This window comes from Mesorhizobium muleiense (assembly GCF_900099905.1).
Taxonomy (GTDB): Bacteria; Pseudomonadota; Alphaproteobacteria; order Rhizobiales; family Rhizobiaceae; genus Mesorhizobium; species Mesorhizobium muleiense.
In genome coordinates, this window is the sequence record NZ_FNEE01000001.1 from 247,735 (window position 1) to 270,466 (window position 22,732).

16 protein-coding genes and 2 pseudogenes are annotated in these 22,732 nt (G+C 57.7%); 7 read left to right on the forward strand and 11 right to left on the reverse strand.

Translation table 11 applies throughout. The features are described 5' to 3' along the window. The first annotated feature begins 96 nt into the window (after positions 1-96). Positions 97-1,089, forward strand: a complete 993-nt coding sequence (locus BLT09_RS01120) for a glycosyltransferase family 2 protein (RefSeq protein ID WP_091590091.1) — start codon at positions 97-99, stop codon at positions 1,087-1,089. A gap of 75 nt (positions 1,090-1,164) precedes the next feature. Here BLT09_RS01120 and BLT09_RS01125 read toward each other — a convergent pair whose 3' ends face one another. After that, on the reverse strand, positions 1,165-2,406 hold the full coding sequence (locus BLT09_RS01125; RefSeq protein ID WP_167366283.1) for a polysaccharide biosynthesis/export family protein: 1,242 nt from the start codon (positions 2,404-2,406) through the stop codon (positions 1,165-1,167). Between the two features lie 179 nt (positions 2,407-2,585). Here BLT09_RS01125 and BLT09_RS34775 point away from each other — a divergent pair. The 4 genes and pseudogenes from BLT09_RS34775 to BLT09_RS01140 form a co-directional block, all read left to right on the forward strand. Further along, positions 2,586-2,726 (forward strand): annotated as a pseudogene (locus tag BLT09_RS34775) (molybdate ABC transporter permease subunit); the annotation flags it as partial. A gap of 361 nt (positions 2,727-3,087) precedes the next feature. Next, a complete protein-coding gene (locus BLT09_RS35775) occupies positions 3,088-3,525 on the forward strand; it encodes an exopolysaccharide production repressor protein (RefSeq protein WP_091590094.1) in 438 nt (145 codons plus the stop codon). A gap of 360 nt (positions 3,526-3,885) precedes the next feature. Next, a complete protein-coding gene (locus BLT09_RS01135; RefSeq protein WP_091590095.1) occupies positions 3,886-5,760 on the forward strand; it encodes a Wzz/FepE/Etk N-terminal domain-containing protein in 1,875 nt (624 codons plus the stop codon). A gap of 111 nt (positions 5,761-5,871) precedes the next feature. Continuing rightward, the gene (locus BLT09_RS01140; protein ID WP_167366284.1) at positions 5,872-6,975 is read left to right on the forward strand and encodes a glycosyltransferase family 4 protein; all 1,104 of its coding nucleotides are present in this window, start codon (positions 5,872-5,874) and stop codon (positions 6,973-6,975) included. 177 nt (positions 6,976-7,152) lie between these two features. Here the strand turns inward: BLT09_RS01140 and BLT09_RS01145 are convergent, their stop codons facing one another. The 4 genes and pseudogenes from BLT09_RS01145 to istA form a co-directional block, all read right to left on the reverse strand. After that, the gene (locus tag BLT09_RS01145) at positions 7,153-8,112 is read right to left on the reverse strand and encodes a class I SAM-dependent methyltransferase (protein ID WP_091590099.1); all 960 of its coding nucleotides are present in this window, start codon (positions 8,110-8,112) and stop codon (positions 7,153-7,155) included. A 2-nt stretch (positions 8,113-8,114) separates the two neighbouring features. Then, the gene (locus BLT09_RS01150; protein WP_091590100.1) at positions 8,115-9,080 is read right to left on the reverse strand and encodes a glycosyltransferase family 2 protein; all 966 of its coding nucleotides are present in this window, start codon (positions 9,078-9,080) and stop codon (positions 8,115-8,117) included. Then, complete coding sequence (locus BLT09_RS01155; RefSeq protein ID WP_167366285.1) at positions 9,077-10,357, reverse strand: O-antigen ligase family protein; 1,281 nt, start codon at positions 10,355-10,357, stop codon at positions 9,077-9,079. Before BLT09_RS01155 ends, BLT09_RS01150 begins: the two co-directional genes overlap by 4 nt. A 310-nt stretch (positions 10,358-10,667) precedes the next feature. After that, positions 10,668-12,175: pseudogene (gene istA / locus BLT09_RS01160) on the reverse strand (IS21 family transposase). A 415-nt stretch (positions 12,176-12,590) separates the two neighbouring features. Here istA and BLT09_RS34135 point away from each other — a divergent pair. Continuing rightward, entirely contained in the window at positions 12,591-13,364 is a 774-nt protein-coding gene (locus BLT09_RS34135) for an FkbM family methyltransferase (RefSeq protein WP_167366286.1), read from the forward strand. Positions 13,365-13,494: 130 nt separating this feature from the next. Here the strand turns inward: BLT09_RS34135 and BLT09_RS01170 are convergent, their stop codons facing one another. Continuing rightward, the gene (locus BLT09_RS01170; protein WP_091590103.1) at positions 13,495-15,549 is read right to left on the reverse strand and encodes a hypothetical protein; all 2,055 of its coding nucleotides are present in this window, start codon (positions 15,547-15,549) and stop codon (positions 13,495-13,497) included. A 148-nt stretch (positions 15,550-15,697) separates the two neighbouring features. Here BLT09_RS01170 and BLT09_RS01175 point away from each other — a divergent pair, with 148 nt between their 5' ends. Next, the gene (locus BLT09_RS01175) at positions 15,698-16,549 is read left to right on the forward strand and encodes a sulfotransferase (RefSeq protein WP_139172470.1); all 852 of its coding nucleotides are present in this window, start codon (positions 15,698-15,700) and stop codon (positions 16,547-16,549) included. A 97-nt stretch (positions 16,550-16,646) separates the two neighbouring features. On the opposite strand, the gene BLT09_RS01180 is transcribed toward BLT09_RS01175, so the two are convergent. From BLT09_RS01180 to BLT09_RS01195, 5 genes are all read right to left on the reverse strand, one after another. Continuing rightward, positions 16,647-17,786, reverse strand: coding sequence for a hypothetical protein (locus tag BLT09_RS01180; protein WP_091590106.1), 1,140 nt, complete (start codon positions 17,784-17,786; stop codon positions 16,647-16,649). 192 nt (positions 17,787-17,978) lie between these two features. Further along, a complete protein-coding gene (locus BLT09_RS01185) occupies positions 17,979-19,460 on the reverse strand; it encodes a lipopolysaccharide biosynthesis protein (protein ID WP_167366287.1) in 1,482 nt (493 codons plus the stop codon). A 313-nt stretch (positions 19,461-19,773) separates the two neighbouring features. Further along, entirely contained in the window at positions 19,774-19,911 is a 138-nt protein-coding gene (locus BLT09_RS34140; RefSeq protein WP_167366288.1) for a hypothetical protein, read from the reverse strand. Beyond that, positions 19,908-21,146, reverse strand: a complete 1,239-nt coding sequence (locus BLT09_RS01190) for a glycosyltransferase (RefSeq protein ID WP_167366289.1) — start codon at positions 21,144-21,146, stop codon at positions 19,908-19,910. Before BLT09_RS01190 ends, BLT09_RS34140 begins: the two co-directional genes overlap by 4 nt. A gap of 231 nt (positions 21,147-21,377) precedes the next feature. Continuing rightward, on the reverse strand, positions 21,378-22,625 hold the full coding sequence (locus BLT09_RS01195) for a glycosyltransferase family 4 protein (RefSeq protein WP_091590111.1): 1,248 nt from the start codon (positions 22,623-22,625) through the stop codon (positions 21,378-21,380). Positions 22,626-22,732 lie beyond the last annotated feature (107 nt).

The window sequence follows — 22,732 nt, forward strand, 5'->3', positions numbered from 1 at the left end:
CGTGGCTGAATCCTCATCAGCTAAAGTAGTGAAATCTGATGGAACTACCGGCCCTGATGTGCCATTTTACCACGTCGTGAGAGAAGACGAAGGCAAATGAGCCAGCACAATGCCACTGTGATAGGCGTCGTGGTGCCCATGTTCAATGCCGAGAGAACCATTCTCCCGACGCTGACCAGCATCTGCCAGCAGAGCCATCAGGCGCTGGACATTGTCGTAGTGGATGATGGGTCGACGGACCGGTCCGCGTCAATCGTGGCCGCCTATGCCGAGCAAGATCGGCGTATACGCCTTTTCAGGCAGCCGAACGCGGGTGTTGCGCACGCACGCAACAGCGGCGCCGCTGCCACCGATGCGGAGTTTCTAGCGTTCGTGGACGCGGATGATCTTTGGGCTCCATCCAAAATCGCACTGCAACTGCGCGTCCTGCAGGAAGGAGGCTCGTCAGCTGGCCTGGCATATTGCTGGTTTGCGGAGATCGACGAGGACGATCGGATATTTTCCTTCAAACAGCCCGATGCTGAGGGTCGCGTGCTGCAACGCATGTGCAGAAACAACTTTGTCGGTAACGGAAGTTCGATGCTTGTACGTCGCTCCGCATTCGAGCGGGCAGGACAGTTTGATCCTTCCCTGAGGGCGAGGAACGCACAAGGCTGCGAAGATTTTCTAATGTGCCTCAAAATAGCGGAGAATTACGAGTTTCGTGTCGTGCCACAACATCTTGTGGGTTACCGGAGGACGATCGGCAACATGTCGAGCGATGTCATGCAGATGTTTCGTTCGTATGAAATTGTCCTAGCCGAGTTTCGCGAGAAATATCCGCAATTTGGGAGCGATCTCAATGCCCATCTGCTTGACACGGTCAATGCGCTTGCCGTGAGGGCTTTGATTCAAGGGCGGCCTTCCGCAGCCTGGTACCTGTCGAAGAAGCTCTTTGTCCTGGAGCCGCGCACGGCCATTTCACGTCTGCCTCACACGGTCGACGTCTACTGCCGGGGGCTGGTTCCTCGCTGGATCAAGGTTCGAGTGAACCGGATGCGAAACGCCGAGTCTCGGCCTCTTTATGAAGAGATTTATCTGGAGAGGTGAGCGCGTCCCTGTTCGGGCGTACCGAGCCCAAGCTGTTGAAGCTAGATGCTTAATGGCAGGCTTTAGTTGTTTAGTTCAGTTCGCGACCGCCGCTCCTGGTGGGACCTCCAGCGTAATTGTGATGGTGTCACCCGGAGCAAGCAGAGTATCTTCAGTCGCCTCGGTCGTCGCTGCCTGTCCGTCAGTGGAGCGGGTTACACCGATCGTAATTCGGTCCCCTTCGCCTACAAGGTCGCTGCGCATCTGCATCACGTAGGCGATTTGTTTGGTCAATGAATCCATCTCAGCGCGCATTTGGTTCATCGCCGCGCGTTCAGTCTGCAAGTCAGCCAACAGGTCGATTCGACCCTGGTCGATAAACTTATCAAGACTGCGCTGCAAATCCCCTTGGTCGCGTTCAAGTTGAGCGATCTCAGCGTTGGTTTGCAAAGCGCGGGTCGCTGACAAGAGCACTGCGCGTTGAGCATTGTTGACGCTAGTGATCTGGATCAGACCTTTTTCGAAGAGCTTCTTGAGGCGAACAAGTTCCGCCGCATCTGCGGCTGCGCCCGCTTGATCCGCCTTCTGCTGCTCCTTCAGATAGCCCATTCGTTCCGCCGCCTTGGTTGCGGCCAACTTAATTGAAGCGCGCTCCTTCTCCTGATCCGCATAGACAGCTTCAAGATGCTTCCCCTCCTGCTGCAAAGCTTCTTCGCGACGAGGTTCGAGGCTCGGGTCACGTTCTGTGTCCGGAAGCTCAATCGCTCTGGCGCCGCTCAGCTGCGCCTCTATGCGAGCAGCTTTGATTTCGCTTTCCTGATACCTGATACGCAGAATGTGGAGGCGGCCGCCAAGGTCCGCTGCTGTCATTTCAGGGTTTTGAAGCTCACCGCGACCGAGCTGGTAGCCGCCGCCAGCCGCCACAGCCTGTCGGACAGTCATGCCTGGTCTGAAGGGCTGAATCCCAGGAGCGGCAATGTCCCCGTCAATATAGACGGGTCGGTATTCCTCAATATCAACTACAATCTGATCCGGGTAAAAACCAGTCCAAGTCTCAGTGCCGTCGGCGGATCGTTGCGGAAGGGATTTTGGTTTTAAAACCTCAATTACCTCCTTGCGAACATCCTCTATTGTCTTCCCGAGAACGTTTAGGGGGCCCAGGGCGGGCAACACAATTACACCGCTTTGGTCGATCACAGCTCGCTTTTGCATCTCGGGATAGCCTATGACAGCGAAGCCGATCACGTCGCCAGTCTGCAGACGGTACTCGCCGGCATTGTACTCCTCTGCTAGGGCAAGGCCATTCGACGGATTCGCGTTTGCGAACAACAGAAACATGCATGCGAGCGCAGCGCAGCTGCCTGCCCGTATCCAGCGCACCGATCTATTCAACATTCACGATCACCCCGCAACGCTCGAGCATGACATCGAAGCAAACCTTTCTCACAACGCCATCCTTTTGAGGCGAATTTACGCTCTGAACAATGGCAACCAGGCAGACGATGTTCCGAAATCGGCCCACTCTGATCATCATCCGGCTGGAAGAATACAACTATCCGGCGACCGCCGCGATCGCGGCGATCATGGTTTTGCCATCGTTCGCGATGCTCCTAGTCGTCAATCTGGTGCAGTCGTGGAGCCGTAAACGCTATGGCTGACGTCACAATCATGACACCGCCGGCCAGCGAGCAGCCGGTCGGCGCGCTACCTGCTTGATGGCAGTCGCGTCCTGGTGGCCTGAGCGGCATTGGCCCGCCTGACGCGGGGCCGCCATGTCCGCCGCTCCGCTAAACACGGAAGCTGCGCGGCAGATACAGTCCGTGTGGCAAACTTCCCTTGGCCGTCGAACGGGAGTTGGTTGCCTGGAAGCAAGCGTCCTGGCACAGGTTGCGGCGTCTTTATTCGCACCTGCTAATATATCGGTCGCTCTGACCCGTTCCGATATGTTATGATGGTTAATGCGCTGAGGCCTGGATAGCCAAGGAGCGCGTCACGTCAGCGGTTGCGAGTGGGACGGCGATGTCCTTTTTGCTTTTTTTGCGAGGCCTTATCATAGTACTGTTGGCATTCGCCATCAGTATATATTTGCTCACCGGCTCCCTCTGGGGCACGTTTGTCCAAACGTTAATTTGTGGGGTCTTGATACAGATTGGGTACTTTGTTGCTGTCTGTCATGCTGCTAGTGTGGCGCTCGGTCTCCAAAGAATCGGTGACTCCGAAGTCACATATCGCGCGATGAGTCCGAAAGGGAGCAACTTGCCGAGCCACTTAGTGAGGCGGGCTACTCTCCGCCTTTATAGGCTGTGGCTGCTAGAGCAGGACGATCAGCAAGATGACACCCCACACCACGAAACAAAATGTGACTGCAACCTGTCTCATTCGGGCAGCGGAGAGGCTTTCCGCGAGGCGCCAGATGCGCGCAGGACCCTTGCGGTGATCGTTATCGCGCGCCTGTGATCGACGAGCCATTCCAATCGACATCCCTCTTTCCCGCAAGACAGGCTCAACCGGAGCCCGGAATCTCTTGCTCAGATGTTTTGCCATCTGGCAATACGACTCAATTTCTTCCTTCAATTGGAGCTTACGACATGCAGCGGAATTGCGGCAGTCGGAGCATGGGCTTCGTGAGGTTTCGGTTTATTGCATCAGAGGATAGGAGTTGCGCCTTTGGCGAAGAGCGGGCTGATGCCCGCCCCGAGCAGTGTGCCCTGTGCTCCGCGGGCGTCGATACTGAATTTGCAGACATTTAGCCAGATGATGTGGTATGGTGTTTGTCACTAATGCGCTGCCAGTCTCATGCCACGGGTTTGAAGGCTTATGCTCCGCGAAGTTGAAAAGCACCCGGATTCTGCCTTCACATTCGGCGATCCTCAGTGGGGAACGATTGATCTCGAAACACTCGTGGCGGCAGCGCGACGGCAGTTGAGGTTCGTCCTTACATGCGCGCTCGCAGGACTTGTGCTGGGGCTGGCGTATCTCTGGGCCGAGGTGCCCTTGTACGAGTCGACGGCCAGAATCCTGATCGACAAGAACCAGCCATCCGTCGTGACGAAGTTAACAGAGAGCGGAAGCTCCGCACAGCTTGACCCGATGATGCTGAGTCAGGTCGAATTGTTGCGTTCCGACCGCATCGGGCTAAAGGTCGTTGACAGCCTCGGTCTCGCTGCCGATCGCTCTTTCTTGTCAGCGCCATATTCATTGCTCAACAGTCTCACAGGATCGGTCGCTCGGTTGTTTTGGCCATTCATCGGCAGTTCCGAAGCAAGTGGAGCGCCGGTGAAATCGAGTGCCGCGCGAGGATCCGATCTTCGATGGCAGGCATTTGGCATTCTGGCTGAGAATATTACGGTAGCTCGTGTAGGGCTTTCTTACATTCTGGAAGTCCAATTTCGGTCGCCTAGCGCCGAAATGGCGCAAAAAATAGCCAGTAAGTATGCAGAAATCTATATTTCTGACCAAGTCGGAGCCAAAGACGAGTCGATTATCCGAGCTCGCGGCGCACTGGCGGAAGAGCTCGAGACGGTGCGGAAGCGATCGGTCGATGCCGAGCTCGCAATCCACAGGTTTCGAACAGACAATACGCTGACCAAGGAAACGCTGGTTACGTTGCGCCAGCTCGAACTTGAGGCGTCCTCTCTCAAGTCGCAATATGAAGAGGTCCTGCAGCAGTACCAAGCGAGCCTGCAGAACCTTTCGATGGCGTTGACGGAGGCGCGGACTATCTCGGAGGCACCAACCCCCAGCAGACCGAGTTCTCCGAACAGGAGTCTTACGTTGGCGTTCTGCGTCGTGGCCGCCGGCATGGTTGGCGCCGGTGTGGGCGGAATTCGGGAGTACCGGGAGCGCTTTTTCCGCACGACGGCTCAAGTGCGCGATGAGCTCGGACTTCAGACGCTCGGAATGATCCCTTTGCTGGACGGGAAGCCAATTCGCCGAAACAAGCACGATCGTGCTGCCGGAGAGCCGTCGTTCATCGAGGTGGGGAACAGCGCTTTCAACTGGGTAGAGCAACATCCGCGCTCGGAATTCGCTGAAGCGATGCGAACGGTGAAAGTCGCTGTTGACGTCGAGTTACCAAAGAAGAGCACCAAGGCGCTCGGCATCGTTTCTTGCCTCCCGGGAGAAGGGAAGTCTCTGGTCGCTGCTAATTTAGCGATGGTTCTTGCTATGCAGCGTTGTAAGACATTGTTGATCGATGCCGATATCCACAATCCTGGATTGTCCCCTATGTTAGCCAACGGCTGGGAAGGAGGCCTGGCCAACTTGTTGGCTGGAGAATTCAATCCGAGAGACGTGCTGGCCCATCAGTCATTGCCGTTGAGGTTCCTGCCCGGCGTGAACCAGAGCCAACAAAAGCTCGCAAACACCGTGCAGCCTATCGAGAAAATGGGCGACTTTCTGCTCAAGGTGGGCCCTATGTTCAATTACGTCGTCGTTGATTTGCCCCCGTTGGCTCCAGTCGCGGACGTGAGGTCCTTTGTCCAGCACCTCGACGGCCTTGTTCTGGTTGTTGAATGGGGTGTGACGGCTCGTACGTTCGTGCGCGAAATCCTCGACAACAACCCGATCTTGGCGGATAAATGCATCGGCGTTCTGCTCAACAAGGTCGATATAAAAAGAATCAAGCGGTACCAAAAGTTCGGCAGCGCCGAATTTTACAGTGAACGTTATCATCGGTATTACCAGGCCTAGTTGTGGAGCAGGCGGCCCGCCTACAGTATCCTCTCATCGGCTAAAGGCGAGGCGGGCGGCATTGGGAGTTCTTGACCCATGATATCTCAGCCTCCGCACGGCATCATCCTGATGACGTACGAATATCATCCATTTCCTGGTGGCATCGGAACATACGCCGGACGGTTGGTCGACATCGTTCGTGCTGGCGGCCACGCTGCGACCGTCATAGCGCCTGCCTATCCTGACCTTCCTGCCGTTCCCCAGGAGCCGGATACCCATCGCATTCTGCGGCATCATCAATTTTCTCCATTCGGGGCGCTGCGGGCGCTTTTTATTCTGCGCAACGTTCCTAAGGACAGGTTGTTTTTGGCCGCCGACATACGCAGTGTACTTGTGACATTTGTGCTACGACCGTTCCATCGCAGAGGGTATCGAGCGATGGTTCATGGCAGCGAAGTCAGCAAATTCAGGACCGATTCCATCCTTTTTCGGTTTGTACGCCGCGCCTACGAAGGAGCAGAGGTCGTTTTCGCCAACTCACATGCGACGCTGCGGATCTTTTCCGAAAGTTTTGGAATGCCCCGGAAGGGTGTCGTCACGTATCTCGGCGTGGATCCCATGTGGTTTCAGCCAATCCATGGGAATTTTGAACACCCGCAACTTGCAGCTGTACCACAAGCTGCAAGCGTCATTTGCGCAGTGGGACGTATTGAGCCTCGGAAGGGCCAGTTGGAAACTGTCCGGGCTATCGCAAGCGCGCGCGATGAATACGGATTAGATAATCCGATCTTTGTGATGGCTGGACGGGCCGAAGATCAGGCCTATGCCTCAAAGATATTGGATGAAGCGGCACGAGCTCGTGTTCCAGTGATCGCTACCGGTAGGCTGTCCGACGACGACTTAAAGCGCTTATACCGCCGTGCGGCGTGCCACACATTGTTCGCACGAGAGCTACAGGGAAAGATCGAGGGCTTCGGGCTAGTGTTGGTTGAGGCCGGAGCGCAAGGATGTCCTTCGATAGCGACGGCCATCGGCGGCATACCCGAGGTCATGGGCTCCACTGGTGTGCTGGTGCCCCCGGAAGACGTGAACGCGATGGCCCGCGCGATAGCAACCTATGTGGCCAATGCAGAACTGCGTGAGCGCGACGGTGCTCTTGCCAAATCACGGGCACGCACCTTCGACTGGGCAACCTGTGCAGGCGCGACGTTTCCGGAGCTGAAATGGGGCTGAGAGAAGCCATTGAAGTCGATGGTTTCCATTTTTTGATGCCTGAACCAGGCGCCGAAGACGCCGTCTGTTGCAGCCGGGCCAAGGGCGACAGACTTGCCGATGACAGCCTCGCACAGGCGTATGGAACGGCCGAGGACAGAGCTGCTGAGCGCGGGGGACGAGACGCCGTTCCCGGTACTAGCGTTGAGCACCCCGATATTCGTCGACAATGCTGCTTAATGAGATACTGGTTCCGGTGAGCCTTCCCAGGAAATAGGCTCCATTGCTGCCGTCAATCTTGTGATCCTCTCTGATGATGCCGTCCATAAGCGCGGCCAGCGCGAAGGGAAGACTAAAGACGTCACCAAGCCACCGGCTCCGGGTAAGGCCACGTACGAAATATTTCGCCGCCCAGTAGAGTGACAAGCCGGGTCCACCGAGGGCTCCACGACTGATCGTTTCGAAATTCCGGAACAGCCATCGATGTCCGACCTCAGTGAAGCGCGTAAAATCATATGCGCCCTCATGCACTTGCTGCATGAACGGTGTCTCGGCGTAGACGAGACCGCCGGGCTTGAGCACGCGAGATATCTCTGAAACGACTTGTTCCGGGTTAATCACATGCTCGAGGACCGCCTGAATGCAGACGCCGTCCACCGAGCCGCTGGCAAGCGGAATCTGATGAGCGTCCGCGATGAAATGCGTGTATGCGGACGGGTAGATGTCGAATGCAATCTGTCGAACGGCTTCGGTTTCATAAAGGCCATCGGTCCCCGCCCCCTTGGTTGCGGCGCCGATCATGAGCACGAGGGGGCGCTCAATCCCATGGGAGAGAACGTGATCGCGAAAGCTGACAACGTTGCGCGCGCTGAGATTCGCAGTTCCGAAGAGCCACCCCTTGGTGATCCTCAGCCAGTTCGGCCGCCTCTTTATGGCTGAGATCCCACTTGCCGTCAGCACATCGGCACGCACGAGGCTGCAAGAGAAATCGATCAGTGCCGGCTGACCATGCACAACCGGATACTCGGCAGCTCGCGCGCCAGAGAGCTCTGATTTCGCCTCCGTGATGGTCGCGCCGCGGCGGTACAGAATAATCGGTACGGAAGGATTCCCCGGCTGCCGCATGAGATGCTCGACCTCTCCCCATTCCGCCAGCATCTTCAAGAGCCGTCAGCATAGCCGTTCCGCACGGCCCGGTAGAACAATAGCTTGGCTGCGCGGCGCACCTGTGGATCCATGCCCCTCGGCATGGCGCAAAGGAAAATGCAAACGTATATCCGCCAGGACAATGGATCGTGCCGCATCGCGCGAATGAGCAAGCGCGCTCCGCGTTTCTTTTCCCCTTTAACCACGCAATCATTGCCGGCCTTCGCGTACAAACGCGCGTTGCGCCGGCGCGCGAGGTGCGCAAGCTCCGGCCGTCGCATGATCCATTCTCGCGTGAGGCGTTCGGCTGCCGGCAGAAGCGTATCGAGTCTGCGGGTAGCGTTCGAGTCATGGCGTCGTTTATAGACGAGTGCTCCGGCCACATATTGAAATGTCCAACGCTCGGCTACGCGCATACAAAACTCTGTATCTTCGGCAAGCCATAAAGCCTCGTTGAACAACCCGATATCTTCGACAATCTGCCGCCGCATAAGGATACTGGAGGGAACAATCGGCCCATCAAGCAGAAAATATGTCGGCAGCGTATCACTTTGGTCCCCACGATAGCGGCGAACGGTGACGTGTAGAGCATCGGAAATATCCGGAGCGGAAAAATCGACAAAATCACCATAGACAAGACCTGCCTTGCAGCCATTGCCAAAGACGGCCAATTGGCGCTCAAGCTTGTCCTCAGCCCAGAAGTCATCGCCGTCGAGAAATGCAATAAAATCACTAGTAGCATGTCTGATGGCAAGATTCCTCGCCGATGAAGGCCCGACACCCGCTGCTGTCAGCACATGTATGCGCGGCTCCCTGCGAGCCAGCACCTCGATGACCTCCGCCGAGCCGTCGGTTGAGCCGTCATTGACAATGATGATCTCTTTGATTCGGCTCGACGCGGTCTGATTGATCACGCTTTCCACGGCCTGCACGATGAAGCGTTCTTCATTGTGGCATGTCAGGATGACCGAAACACTCATCTTGTGTTTCCTAGCAAGGGGCTCCCGAGAAATCGAGGATGCCTTATGCTCCTGGGGTGGCTCCTCCGCATCCTATGTAATGATAGGCAAAGCCCGTGCCGCGTCAATTCAGGCAGGAGCGAGACAAGGATTAGCGTGACGAAAGCTCGTGTGCCGGAGGCTTCGGTTCCAACGTAAAAGGCGCAAGGAACAAGAAGCACGAGGGGCAGAAGCCGTGCCTGGGCCGCTCCGATCAATCCGTGAGAAAAGGCCCAGCTTAGAGTGCGGCTTAAGCGAAACCATGCAGCAATCCAAATGAGAATATAGAGGCTGAGCCCAATGATGCCGTTCTCGGTGAGGATGCGTTGAAACTCGCCATGTATCCCCAGCCGCAACTCGTCAGGAAGTCCGCTGAAATCCCTATCGATAATATTCTTAAATTGGTTCGTACCCACGCCCATCAGTGGATGTTCGGAGATGAGTTGCCTGGACAGAGTGAAAGCAAACGCGCGCTGGACATTGCTCGGGGTGTCCCCGGGGGCATATTTCCCCGTCGCGGCCAAATATTCGTGTTGCCCCATGCTCAGCGGATTGACGATGGTCTGCATTTGCTTCTCGACATAGGCGTTATCAATCGCGGTCGACAGCACGAAAAGACCCACGAAGCCGGCGGCGATCGCTGGCACCATTGCAGCGAGCCGTCCGCGCATCAGAAGCGCAGCGGTCAGAAAGAGATAGATCAAAAACGCCTTGCGTTCCCCGGATAGCAGGAGCAGGGGAAGTATCCCTGCCCATGCAAACCAAAGGGCGCGCCGCTTGCCCCGTTTGGCGAAGAGGAGGAGCCCTGCGAGCGCAATTGGAAGGAAGGTGAATACGAGCCTTGGGTCGGCCAACTGTTTCCAGCCGACTGAGTAGCCATGAGCCACATGCCAGGAGATCGTATAGGCGAGAATCAGCACCATGCCGAAAAGCAAGATGTTGACGGCCTTCTGCGTGTCGAGCCATCTAACCTCCTGTGCGATGGCGAACGCAAAGGCGCCCACAATGGACATCTGCAACAGCTCGCGCAGGCCGTTCTCTGCGTCCACGCTGAAGGCCGAGACCATGTGCCAGCCCAAGAAGGGCAGGAGTAGTAGAAAACCGGCTGAAAAAACCAAATTTCGCCAACGCCCCGCCGCCAGGCCAACCACGAGCATCAGCAATGCGATCAGCTCGAACGGACGCAGCAATACAAGACCCGTCTCGAGCCTGATTGGCAGGAAGAGGCTCAGTATCGCGAATGTGAGGAGATAACGCATCACAGCCCCCTCGCGGCGCGATATTCTTTTAGCATGTTCTCTTTCCCGGAAACAGAACTTGTTGGATGTATCAATGCCAGCCCGCGGAGAAACACCCTGCTCCAGCCGACGACCCCATCGTTCCGCCCGCTGTGGCAATCGCATATCGAAGAGGTTTCCGCCTGTTGGGAAAGCTCACCCTTCTCGCTTGCGGGGAGGACTGCTAGTGGCAGAGCTCGTCAGTTCGCGCCAAGCGGCGGCCATGCCGGCGAGCCCGAGGAGCTGCATCTGATCGAGCGTTGGATTTGTCAGCATTCTTTCTTCCTTTCCTTCACTGGTAATAGGTGGAGCCGCGGATGTTGGCGTGCGGCGGTGTCGGCTTTGCCGGCCCTGCGGAGCTGGCCCGGTCGAGGCCGGATTTGAGGATGGCGGTGACGGAGGCGTAGGTGATCGCGTTGATCAGCAGCGCCCGGTCGCAGGCCGCCTCGGTGCGCTCCCGCCCTTAGCGCGGCGACAGCGACAGGATGCCCATGGCCGCGCGGTATCCCTGTTCCGGATGTGGCCGGTCGCGCATCATGCGCTCGACCAGGATGGCGGCGTTGGGGCCGATCCGGGCCGCCCGGCCGATCAGGTTGGCCGGTGTCGTATTGGCATAGCGCTGATGGGCCTTGGGCATGTGGGTGTTGACGGTGACATGGCCGGAGCGCTGCGAGCGCCGGACATGGCTGGCGACGCGCTGGTGATCGTGGAAGATCTCGACCACCCGGTGGGTGAGCCGCACCTGGACGGTGCGGCCGATCAGCCGATGCGGCACCGAGTAGAAGGTCTTGTCGGTAGTCGGGATGCACCTTGGCCGTCTTCCATTCCGCGTATTCGAACGGCGCCGCCGGCAACGGCCTCAAGGCCGCCCGCTCGATCTCCTCGAACAGTTCGCGGCGACTTTTGCCGACATGGCGCATCGGCCGGTTGTTCAGCTCCTCGAGCAGCTCCGCGATCGCCGTGTTGAGCTCGGCGATCGAGAAGAAGGACCGGTTCCTGAGCCGGGCGAGAATCCAGCGTTCGACGATCAGCACCGCGCCCTCGACCTTGCCCTTGTCGCGCGGCTTGCGGCTGCGGGTCGGCAGGATGGTGGTGTCGTAGTGCTCGGCCATGGCGGCAAAGGTCGCGTTCAGCGTCGGCTCGAACCACAGCGCCTTGGCAACCCCGGCCTTCAAATTGTCCCAGACGATCGCCTTGGTGATCCCGCCGAAGAAGCTGAGCGCCCGCACCTGGCCGTCGATCCAGTCCGGCAGCCTCAGGCTGAAGCTGGCAAAGGCGAAGGTCAGGTTGGAGGCGCCCAGCACCGCGACGAAGATCTGGGCGGCGTGAATGACGCCGGTCGCCGGATCGATCACCGGCACCGTTTGCCCGGCATAGTCGGTCTGCATCACCGCGCCAGCCGCATGCCGGTTGCGGAACACGGCGCTCGTCCGCTGCCGGAAGGCGGCAAACCGGTCGCAGAACCAGGTGAAGCCGTAGCCGTCGGGAAGGGCGGCGCGATATTCCTGCCACAGAAGCGTCAGCGTCACCCCTTCGCGCTTCAGCTCCCGGGCGACCCGCGCCCAATCCGGCTCGCTCAGATCCTGCGGCGGACGGCCCATTCGGTGAAACAGACGCTGTTCCAGCGCCGCATCGTCGTCAAGGCCCGCAGGCGGGGGCCAGCACGACAGCCACGCCTCCCGCGCCGATCTTCAGTCGCTCTGCCACCTCGCGCACCGAAAGACCCTGTTCATGGGTCAGGCGCAGGATCGTCCGGATATCCCTCACGCTAGTTCGTCTCGCTTGCTTCCGTCTTGGCATGGGCTCTCTCGGTTCGATGATGAGAGAGCCAAATGCCAGAACGGCGCAGCCGAGAACCGACCGTCAAATCCACCCCGGAAACTATCCGGGACTTAGCGGAATCACTGTCCGGGAGTTAGTGAAACGGTGTCCGGGACTTACCGGAAAAGGTGTCCGGGACTTACTGAAACCCGCAGACGGCTGCCAATGCCTCCATCGCGCGCTTCGTCCGCATCGTGAACGACGGGGCGTATCACACCCACGTGCCGGATATGGTGACGTTCCTGCTGACGCTGCCGTTCTGCCAGGTCGAAGACGAGACGATCTTCCTGCCCGTTCAGATGCTCATATGATCGGCCTCGCACTCCGCAAGCCTTATCTAAAGGCTTGCCAACGGGGCAGATGCAATATTAGCTCCACAATTGTGCGAAGGATATTGGTCGAAGTAACTGAAGGTCTGTTTCCCGCCACAGCAGTAGCGTTGCGGGCGGGCAAGAAATTTCGGCGGGCCGACAGCAAGGCGGACCTTGTGACGCTGATGCGTTACGTCTGGTCCAACATTCCTAAGGACACCGCAGCGCTAGACGTTGGCGCGAACTCCGGCCTCTTCACGCAGCCGTTCACTGAGCACTTTGCCAAGGTTGTTGCGGTAGAGCCTAACTTAGAGCGCGCTAACTTCCTGCGCCGTGCCTTTGGTGAACGCGCTTCGGTCCTCTGTGCCGCGTGCAGCGCCACAAGCGGGGTCGAGCAGCTCGCCGTGCCGATCGCAGAGGGGGGCGCTGCTCTCCACAGCCTCGGAAGTATCGGCAAGGACAACGTCGATGAGTTTCAGAGGGCGCGGGGGAATGTGCGGCTCGTCACGTCCCTGACTGCCGTGACGACGATCGATGCCATCTTGGCACGCCTCGGTGCCAAATTCGGTCTGATCAAGATTGACGTCGAGGGTCACGAGGGCAGCGTTCTTGACGGGGCGCGGACGACATTGAGCGGGACCGATAGGCCGGCGCTCTTCATAGAGATTGAGAGGCACCACGGGCCGGATGCTCTGGAGACGTTTCGTAAGGTTGCTGGTGCTGGGTATCAGTGCCTCGCAGTCAACCGAGGCGCGCTAGAGCCTTGCGAGGATGAAGGGGCCTTTCTCGCCGCGCAGGCAAACCCCAAGGTTGTCAACTACCTGTTCGTCCCGCGCGGTATGCCGCCCCCAGCCTAGTCATCGGGATGAAGGAAGGTTGTTTTACCGGCGAGAAGACCGGTCGATATGAATCGAAATCTCTTGGCTGCTCGTCAGGCAGTCCGACGGAGAGTGATGACGCATGCTGGCGTCGCGCAGTCGATGCGTTCTAGCCGACGGTCTCGCTCTCCGGGGTCCAGGCTTCTGGCTGGTCGAGCACAGAGACCGCGCGAACATGGCAGCGAATCTTATGCCCGACATCCCGCGAACTGAGCTCATAGCTTGTGCCGGTTTCGCCCACGATCGGAACGCCGTCACGATACCATAGAAACTCTATTTGCGACGCAATAACGTTCGGTACGACGGTCAGCGCCTGGCCCGGTGAAGCCTGGCCCGAGAAGGCCGGCAATGCGCTGAAGCCCGTCGGGACCCTAGCCAGATCCGTTTCCGTCTGCCGGACCCTTATATAGTCAATGACCATGTCATACGTCTGCGACGGGTCCGGTTGAGCGCGACCCTTTTTTTCATCGTAAGCGAAATCCACCATGATGTATTTTTTCGCTGCGAGTTCCGGCGTCGTCGGAACGCGCGCCACTTCATAGCCGTCGATCACGAAATAAGTATAATCATCCTCGATCTGCGCGTACCACGTATGAAATTCGCCATCGTATACGTCGATCGTTCCGGGAAAGCCACTCGATGGGTCGACTTGATAGCCGGCGATTTTCCGGCGCACGTCACGCGGGGCGATACGTGGATCTGCATAGCCTAGTCTGGGTTTGTGCACGTGCTGGCTGATGTTGATATAGGCCCCATTGAGGCCGTCATACTCCCAAAAGTCCGTCTCAAGACGATTGCGTGTCCGCCAGAATAGATGCTCCCTGCCATACGCCCAAAAAGCAGGAAAAAATCCAGGGCGGGGCGCTGCGATCTTCGGCAGTCTGGCGCGGATCTCAAAGATCCCCTTTCCCCAACACCGCCCTTGGCCATTGTTGTTCACGGAAGAGAACGCACCTGTTCTCCAACGGCCCTTATGCAAGAGCCGGAGCGCCAGCGTCTGGCTGGTGGCGTCGTGCACATAGGAGGAGGGCGACGCCGAGATCCGCTGGGTAATGGCGTCAACACCGACGGTCGTCAGATGGGTCGGCGCATACCAGATGCTGCCTTGCGCGCCTTTGGAATCATCGACTACCGTGTTGGAAACGAAGTCGTCAAAAAAAACCGTTGTGTAACCGTGGATCGGGGGCGCCGCCTCACCACGATGAGCATATCGCTCATTGCCGATGGCCGCCCAGGACGCCCACGAGGCTGAATCGAACTCATAACGTGCCGGTTTGTCATTCGCATCCACGGCTGAAGGAGGGCTCTGGCGATAGGGATGAACGTCGGGTAGCGCGGATTGCCGGCCGACGCGCCACATGCCCCATCCCATCAGCTTGTCGACCTGCGAGTGATTCAGTTCGCTTTGTCCGATGATGACGCAGTCGATCGCGACATCGGCCCTCATCGGCCTGTTCACATCGCCCATGAAGCTCTGCGATTTCATCAGGTTGGGCGCCAATGCATAAATCGTCTGGCCGGCCGTCTTGACCCCATTCACCACGCCCTGCATCACGAATCCGCGGCGGTACCCGACCATGACATTCCAGTCGCCAAAATCCGTCGAGCATTGCCCTTCCTCGCTCTTACGCTTGCCGTCATGGAGCTGCGAAATGAATGTGCCGGCCGAGGGCTTGAAAAAGACCTGCGGCTGGCGATGCACCGAGCCACCCTCCGCCCCATTGACGCAAAGAACGGAAACGTTTTTCGCGTCGGCGTTGACCGCCGAATTGCACCGGGCGATCACCAACCACCACCGGTGGAGATAGGGGGCATCCTTATCGACTGGCCAGGTCAACGCCTGTTTCGTGCCCTTCTTGAAGAGGACGCCGCCGTTATTCGGAAGCTTTGTTGGGCGCAGGGAGGGCTCGGCTTGCACCGCAGCCACCGGCTTCACGCCGCCGGATTGCCACGAGGAGATTTCGCCTTCGGCCAGATCCTCCTGAAACCAAGATTTCACAATCATTTCCGGGAACAGACGAGGACGCCAGGAGTCAGCTTCCGGCAGCGAGCCTTCCGCCGGGCCGGCGGCCCGAGCATCCCGTCCTGAGCGACCGGATGCCGTCAGCACAAGGGCGGCGCATGCGGCCCGTGCCAAATCGCGGCGAGAAATGCGGTTGGTCATTATCGTGTGCCAATAATTGTTGGTTTTCGGGATGAGACTTCTTAATATCGCGCTTCTCCTCACAAGCTCCGCAGCATATCATAGTCTTAGCCTTTCAACGACAGCCAGGGAAAGTGTGTCGCGCCTGATGCGATAACGGAGAAAGCAGATGCAGACCGCTGACAGCATCGGTGCTTCGCCTCTCACTAGGCCGGGCAAGGCTCTTCCGCCCAATGCGCTTCTATTGAATTGCTTTGGCCGAGGTGGGTCAAACATTGTCTGGAATATCATCGGCAGCTCGCCGGATGTGTTGATGCCATACCGCGAATGGCATGAGGGGGTATTCGGACGTTTCTACAAGCTGCGCAAGGCTGCGTGCCATGTTGGCGGGGCCGTCAACTGGGCGTCTGTTCCCTTCCTCTGGCGGCATATGCGCGCAGCGACTGCCGAGTCGCTCCGCCACGGGGAGCGCAACGAAAAGTCCCAAGCGCGCTACGTCGTTTTGAAGGTGATGGATTACTGCATCGCATTCGACGACGCGATTGCGCGCGGCTTTATGGAAGCGCGGAACCTTGTGCTTACGCGGCATCCATTACCGATGTGCGAAGGGCTCATACGCAGCGGTCTCAGCGAGGCGCGCGCGATCAAATGGTACAATGATGTGACTAGCCTGATGTTCAAAGCCTCGGGAAAGCCTGATGCGCTATTGCTTCGATTCGAGGACTTGATCCAATCACCGGATACCTTTGTAAAAGGCCTTTACGACGCGCTCGGCATAGCAGCAGCGGAGGACGGAAGTATCCGGTTTAAGGTCAAATCATTTGGGACGGAGCGGACGACGAACACAAACGCCACAACTGGCGAAAAGCTGCGGATAAGGTTGGATGAAGCACCCGATCACATCGCACCAGACGTCAACACCCGAGCGGTTGCCCGCCTCGATCGTTCAGCACGACAGCGGATTTGGACAGGCACCCGCGCAACTGCGGAATTGTTCGACTATGGAGCTGACAATTTCTGAGTTTGTGCAGTTAACGGCGTTGCCGATTGGCCCGGAATAGGCACGGGATAGGCGTAGACAAGTTCACGGTATCCAGTCCTTAGCGCCCGGCAGCCGGTCATTGAAATCGGTTTGTTGCCTCCAACAGCAATCTGCGTATGCCGCTGCCGCGCGCAAAGTCGAATATCAATGAGAGAAAAGGCAACCGCCTGCGAGTGAAGGAGGCCCATCGCCTCAGAATGCGCTCCAGACGGAAGCCCATCCGACCTTGAACAGCGTTGTAGTGGAATTCGATCTCCTTTCTCTTCTCGAGCGCAAGTCCCGGATAGGGCTGCCACGTGGCCCTGGCCGCATCGAGATCGAGTTGCGGAAAGGGGGGCAGAGAAAACTCCGCCTGTAGCAACCTCATACTTGGTTCCAGCCTTGATAGGAGGTCGGCTCTCTCATCGGGTGAAAGGTATTCGTGATTATTGTCGGGATTCGTCACTCTCCGATCAACCAATGCATAGATCTTGCGTTCCAGCCGCCGCTCAGAAAACAGGATATGCTCGTTTTTGAGGCGCTTATACTCCAAGACATCTCGGCTCAGGCGTTCATTAGCCCGACGATAGGGCCGTACGAATGCGGAGAGATACTCGATCCCGACGACATCCTTCATGAAATCATCGATCAGATTCGGCAGCGCCGACTCGTAGACGCGTACCAAACACGCGCTGCTTCCAAAGACTTCGCGCCAGATGGACAGGCAGTGATGATAATCCAAACTATCCTCGATCGTGTTTAGAAAGTCGAGGACATCTCCGGTGAACAGAACACCGCGCTTGACGTTCTGATTATACATTGACTCAAGCCAATGATCCGGTCTTCTCACATAACACAGCACACGGCATTCCATCTTCGCCGGAATGGAAGCACGCAACCGTTCGATCAAATTGCGCTCCTGTGATAGGGCGTCGGCGCTGGATTTATTGGCCATGAAACGCGCAAGGTATCTGATCAAATAAAGGTTTTCAGAACTTGCAATGATCGTGTGCGCTCCGTCTCGTTCGGCCGCCCTCAGATGATGCAGGAAGAATGCCTGGAAGTTGTCCGTGCCGGATAGCAAATAGCTGTTGGTAACACTGTTAAAATTGAACTGGTTTGGAGGTACAGCATAGTAAATTCTTCTCTCGCGGAGCTTCTTTGCATTCGCGTAAAGGAAATATTGTAGCGCAGTTGTTCCTGTTTTGCTCGTGCCAATGTGGAGGATAAGCTTCATCTGGCATTTCCTTGCCTGACAACTGGCTTCACAAACGGTCTCGCCCCTGAGCCGGTTACAGTAAGGGGGCGTCGTGACTGAACTCCGTCGACTGTATCGTCAAGCCTCCGTACCTTCATGATGCATTCCATATCCTCTGATGGTCTGTCGAAAAACACGCCGAGAACGCAGGTATTGTGGGGCTATGAAAATCTAATGCATTCGGTTTGTTTGCTTGGATGTTAGCGTTTGCAGAACTTCCGCGCCATATTTCCCGAAGAGGAGCGACGCTCTCAGATAGACAGTGACAACGGACAATGTACCTGTAACGAAAAGCCCGGTCGCGAGCACAAGATAGTCGGGCGATCCGGCAAGCAGCATTTTGACCGCCGAGCCGGTGGCGAACACCGCAGCGGCGAATGCGACAGGCGGCACATGGACGAGCGCGAAATCCAGAGCTGATAATCCTGTCATCCGACAACCGACCGCCGCATAAAGGATGAAACTCGTCGCGATGGCGCCGGACACTGCAAAGGCCACCGCGTTCACGCCGTAGGGCGCTGAGAGCAATGCGAATGAAGCGACAAGTGACATATAAACGAACGCCATGAAGGCTGTTTGGTAACTTTGGCCTGTCGCAAGCATCACGGCTCCGGAAACTCTATAACCTAGGCGGAAATACATTACTACAGAGAACACGGTAATAGGAACGACAGCATCCATCCACTTTTCGCCGAGGACAGTCAACACAACCTCTTTTGCAAAGCAGCATAGAAACGCGCTGGTCGGTATAGAGAGCGCAGCAGTCAAAGCATACGCCTTGAGCTGAGCGCTGCGTAGTCGCGCGTTGTCGTGATGAACCTTCGACAGAAGTGGGAAAACGACGCTCTTGTTCAGATTGCCGAACAGATTTGCCGGCATTGCGATCAGATAATATGCTCGCGAGTAAATGCCAAGCTCTGCAGTACCGATCAACCGTGCCACAATTATATTGTCTATATATTTGGCGGTGAAGCTCGATATACCGGCCAGCGAATAGCCCAGGCTCTGGCTGCGGATATCGCGGTAGGACTGCATGTCGAAACGGGGACTCACGAGATAGTCCCTGGCAATGAAAAAATAAATGCTGGCCAGGATGAACGCCTCGGCCATGTACGCGACCACCAAGGCCCAATAGCTGAGCCCAAAATAGGCAAGCGGAATGGCTAGGCCGACGTGGGAAGCAATCCATGCGACCAGCCTCGCCATGGAGGATATTTTGAATTTCAGGTGCCGCGACAGAAGGGCCTCGGTGGTCAGATTGAACGCGTTCGCGACCATCATCACCGCAAGGACGCGCGAAACGAGGACCAATTCCGGCACACGAAGAAAATCGGCAATCTGCCGTGCAAACACCCATTGAAGTAAGCCGAGAATGGCAGCCATCATCATGGACAAGGAAACTACGGTTCCGACATGGCGCTCCTCGATGTCCCGTCGCTGGACCACGACTTGCGACATGCCGAGATTGGCAAGGTTATTGCCGATGGCTGCTATGATCATCGCAGCGCCGACAATGCCGTACTCTCGGGGGGAGAGCAGGCGCGCGAGAACGGCCGTGACCAGGACATGCAATAAGACTCGGGCCAGCAGAGTTGTGCCCGACCAGGAAAGTCCCCGGGCAGCCTCGCGTGTCAAATTCCGGTTTTCGTTCACGCGCCTACCACCCTGACTGAGAACAATGCGCTCAACTACTTGAAACGGCTCAATGCAACGACAAGCATCCTGTGCATCCCAGTGGCGCGCACCATCTCAAGCGCCAACGACAGAAACGGCAATCGCCGACGCGCTATGGACGCCATCCGCTTGAAAACACGCTCCAGCCGGAGGTCCATCTGCGCCTAAGCCACTTCATGACGGCATCCGCAGCTCACCAGCGCTACGCCCGAAAACATCCCGTCAAACCGATAGATAGCGGTGGTAGTCCGGTGTTGTTCCCGCTTGGGGTACCAATATTGGAGGATGAGCCTCATCTGGTTTGTTCCCTCGGCGGCAGCTCCTTGCCCCCATTCAAACGCAGAGACGGCAGCCGCTCACTGAACCCGGTCTTGTTGCCTTCAACAACAATCTGCGGATGCCGCTGCCGCGCGCAAAGGATGAGCTTCATGTGCGATTCACACTCCGGACGCGCAGCGAAGAGGTCCCTTCCCTGAGAAGAGCCGCGTAGAGCTTCATTTGCTCTTGGGCAGCCCTCTCCATGCTGAAGCGCATTGCGATGGTGTTCACTGCTTGCTCTCCCATGTCATCGCGCTCGGCCTTCGATAGGCCGAGTGCGCGACGAAGGAGTCCGCAATACTCCACATGCGAGCGAGCCAAAAAGCCGCTGCACTCATGCTCCACAATGTCGGACGCACCGCTGACATCGGTGACGATCGGCACCACGCCGCAGCTCATGGCCTCGAGCAGGGCGTTTGACATGCCTTCCGACACCGAGGTGGAAAGATAGAAATCTGCGTCCGACAGAAAAGGAAAGACATCTTCGACCGCGCCGGCGAATGTGACCCTGCCGGAAAGGCCCAACCGGGCCGCCTGTTCCTCGAGCGCGGCGCGGCACTGGCCATCGCCCAGGATGGTGAGTTGCGCCTTTGCGTCGGCGGGAAGTGCCGCGAACGCATCGATCATGTGCTCAAGGCATTTTTCCGGATCGAGGCGGCCAAGGCAGATAAAGCGTCGGGTGTCATCTGTGCTCGGCTGGCGGCGCGGCTTGTGGGGCAGATCAATCCCATTCGGAATCATATGAATGCGATCTGCGCCGATGCCATGTCTCTTCAGATCACTAGCGATTTGGCGGCTATTGGCGATGAAGGCTGTGACGTGACGTTTAATCAAGGCGGACGCCCAGCGACCGATGATTTTCTTTTCGCGCACAGCGTCGAGATCGAAACACCGTCCGCCCCGGCCCAATTTTGCGAGAACCGGTTTGCGCAGGAAGGCCCCTGCCAATGCCGCCGGAACAGCGTGAAGTCGGGCATGGATGATATGTACGACATCGAATTCGTCGCGACGGCGCAGCATCCAGATCACTACCTGGACACACCACGACAGGAACGACAGCATATGCCGCCCGCCCAAATTCGGCGCGGCATGCAAGCGAAGGCGCTCGATGGGCACTCCGTCGATGACGGACCGTTTCGGCGTCGAGTGTGACAATCTGGGTGCCATAACGGTTGCGGAAACGCCGCTTTCAACCAGCACCCGAGCAAATCGGCGCGTCTGTTGTTCGGCACCGCCATATGACTCAGGAAAATAGGTTGGGAGCACGAGCAGAACACGTGTGCTGGGAAGAGCTTCGGCTCGCGGGGTCTTCGTCGGATAAGCGGAGGCAACTTCTGCTGCAGTCATATCAATCCGCCAGATAGCGTTCCTAGAGCCAAGGCGGCCACCAAGATTACAACCCCGTTCCATGTGCAAAAAAGAAGATGCCTCTTTGGCATCTCACTGCCTTTCAACGCATCGATCCTCCTATCATCCAGATCGACGCACTCCACCTCATCCCCGAAATCGGCGAAGTATGCACCGCTAACCAATCCGGCAAGCTGCCCGATCACCGTCAAACGCATAGGCTGCACCCGTTCACCGCGGAAGTGCCACATTTCGAACAGGAGGTATCGTTGATACTCCCGTGCTTGCCTGATGCTGGTCAAGAGCCTCGCGGTAAATGGCACCAATGCGCTTGCCCATCAGCTTGACGTCCCAGTTCGAAAGATCCGTCGCCGTGGCACCTTGGGCAAGGCAAGCGAGTCTTTCACGATCCTCCAGGAGGGCGGCAATGGCTTCGGCCATGGCCGCCAAATCATCCGCGGGTGTAATCATACCGTTGATACCAGGGCGGAGCACTTCGCGAAGGCCTGGCAGATCGCAAGCGACGCAGGGCTTGCCACCGGCGAGATATTGCATGACCACGCGGGGCAATCCCTCCCGCATGGAACAGAGCAGGCAGAGATCCGCGAGCGCGATCAGCCGCTCGGGGTCGTCCCGATAACCGGCAAAGACCACTTGGCGCTCGAGCCCAAGCCGCTTGGCCCGCGATTCAACGGTCGAGCGAAGCGGCCCGTCGCCCGCCAGCACAAGCACCGCGTCGGGTAAGCGGACGGCGAGTTTGTTGAAAGCGTCCAGAAATTCCGTGTGTCGCTTGCGTGGCTCGAAAGCCGCGATCATCAAGAGCACGGGCGGGCGCGGCGCGCCCGGCGTCAAGCGCAACAAATCGCGCCAACCGTCGGGCGGATCGGCGTTGCGAAAACGATCAAGATCGAATCCGGAACGAACGACATAATGTTGGTCTGGATGTCCCACTCCCGCGCTCAAGCATAAGTCGCGGATGCCCTCGCTCACACTGATGAACGCACTGGTGATCGGCGCTGCCAGCTTTTCCAAGGCGAGATAAGCAAACCGCTCGGCAACGCCGACATTGACAAAAGGCACGATATGCACGCCATGAACGATCGCTGGAACTCCCGCCGCCCATGCGGCGAGCCGCCCGAGAATGCCTGCCTTGCTGGTGTGCGTATGCACGATGTCGGCATTCAACGCGCGGAATCTCCGGGTGAGCGCCAACAATGCCCGCATGTCGGAGACAGGCGAAATGGACCGAGTCAGGCCCGGGACGCCAATGAGTTCCACCCGGGGGTCCACTTTAGCTATGATTTCCGGCTGGACCGTCTCGCCATGTAGCAGGACAACATCATGCCCCCCTTGCGCGGCCCAATTGCAGGAATGGACAGTATTCTCATCAGCACCGCCATTGATGAGACGAGTGATGACATGAGCGATACGCAGTCGACGCCCCAAGTCAATCTTGCCTTCCGCGTCCTGTACTTTCATATCGCCGCACCGATCGCGCTGAATTTATCAGTTGGGTGCGTTCCCACGCCCAGCCGCGCTTTTGGTCCATGCGTCCCGATATCGGTGCTACTGCATTGGAGTGACAT

Bases quoted from the DNA above. Each gene is read 5' to 3' on its own strand.
- BLT09_RS01125 (WP_167366283.1), bottom strand. From the start codon at position 2,406: ATGTTTCTGTTGTTCGCAAACGCGAATCCGTCGAATGGCCTTGCCCTA.
- BLT09_RS01140 (WP_167366284.1), top strand. From the start codon at position 5,872: ATGACGTACGAATATCATCCATTTCCTGGTGGCATCGGAACATACGCC.
- BLT09_RS01135 (WP_091590095.1), top strand. From the start codon at position 3,886: ATGCTCCGCGAAGTTGAAAAGCACCCGGATTCTGCCTTCACATTCGGC.
- BLT09_RS01145 (WP_091590099.1), bottom strand. From the start codon at position 8,112: ATGCTGGCGGAATGGGGAGAGGTCGAGCATCTCATGCGGCAGCCGGGG.
- BLT09_RS01195 (WP_091590111.1), bottom strand. From the start codon at position 22,625: ATGAAAGTACAGGACGCGGAAGGCAAGATTGACTTGGGGCGTCGACTG.
- BLT09_RS01155 (WP_167366285.1), bottom strand. From the start codon at position 10,357: ATGCGTTATCTCCTCACATTCGCGATACTGAGCCTCTTCCTGCCAATC.
- BLT09_RS34140 (WP_167366288.1), bottom strand. From the start codon at position 19,911: ATGAAGCTCATCCTTTGCGCGCGGCAGCGGCATCCGCAGATTGTTGTT.
- BLT09_RS01120 (WP_091590091.1), top strand. From the start codon at position 97: ATGAGCCAGCACAATGCCACTGTGATAGGCGTCGTGGTGCCCATGTTC.
- BLT09_RS35775 (WP_091590094.1), top strand. From the start codon at position 3,088: ATGTCCTTTTTGCTTTTTTTGCGAGGCCTTATCATAGTACTGTTGGCA.
- BLT09_RS01175 (WP_139172470.1), top strand. From the start codon at position 15,698: ATGCAGACCGCTGACAGCATCGGTGCTTCGCCTCTCACTAGGCCGGGC.
- BLT09_RS01180 (WP_091590106.1), bottom strand. From the start codon at position 17,786: ATGAAGCTTATCCTCCACATTGGCACGAGCAAAACAGGAACAACTGCG.
- BLT09_RS01150 (WP_091590100.1), bottom strand. From the start codon at position 9,080: ATGAGTGTTTCGGTCATCCTGACATGCCACAATGAAGAACGCTTCATC.
- BLT09_RS01190 (WP_167366289.1), bottom strand. From the start codon at position 21,146: ATGACTGCAGCAGAAGTTGCCTCCGCTTATCCGACGAAGACCCCGCGA.
- BLT09_RS01170 (WP_091590103.1), bottom strand. From the start codon at position 15,549: ATGACCAACCGCATTTCTCGCCGCGATTTGGCACGGGCCGCATGCGCC.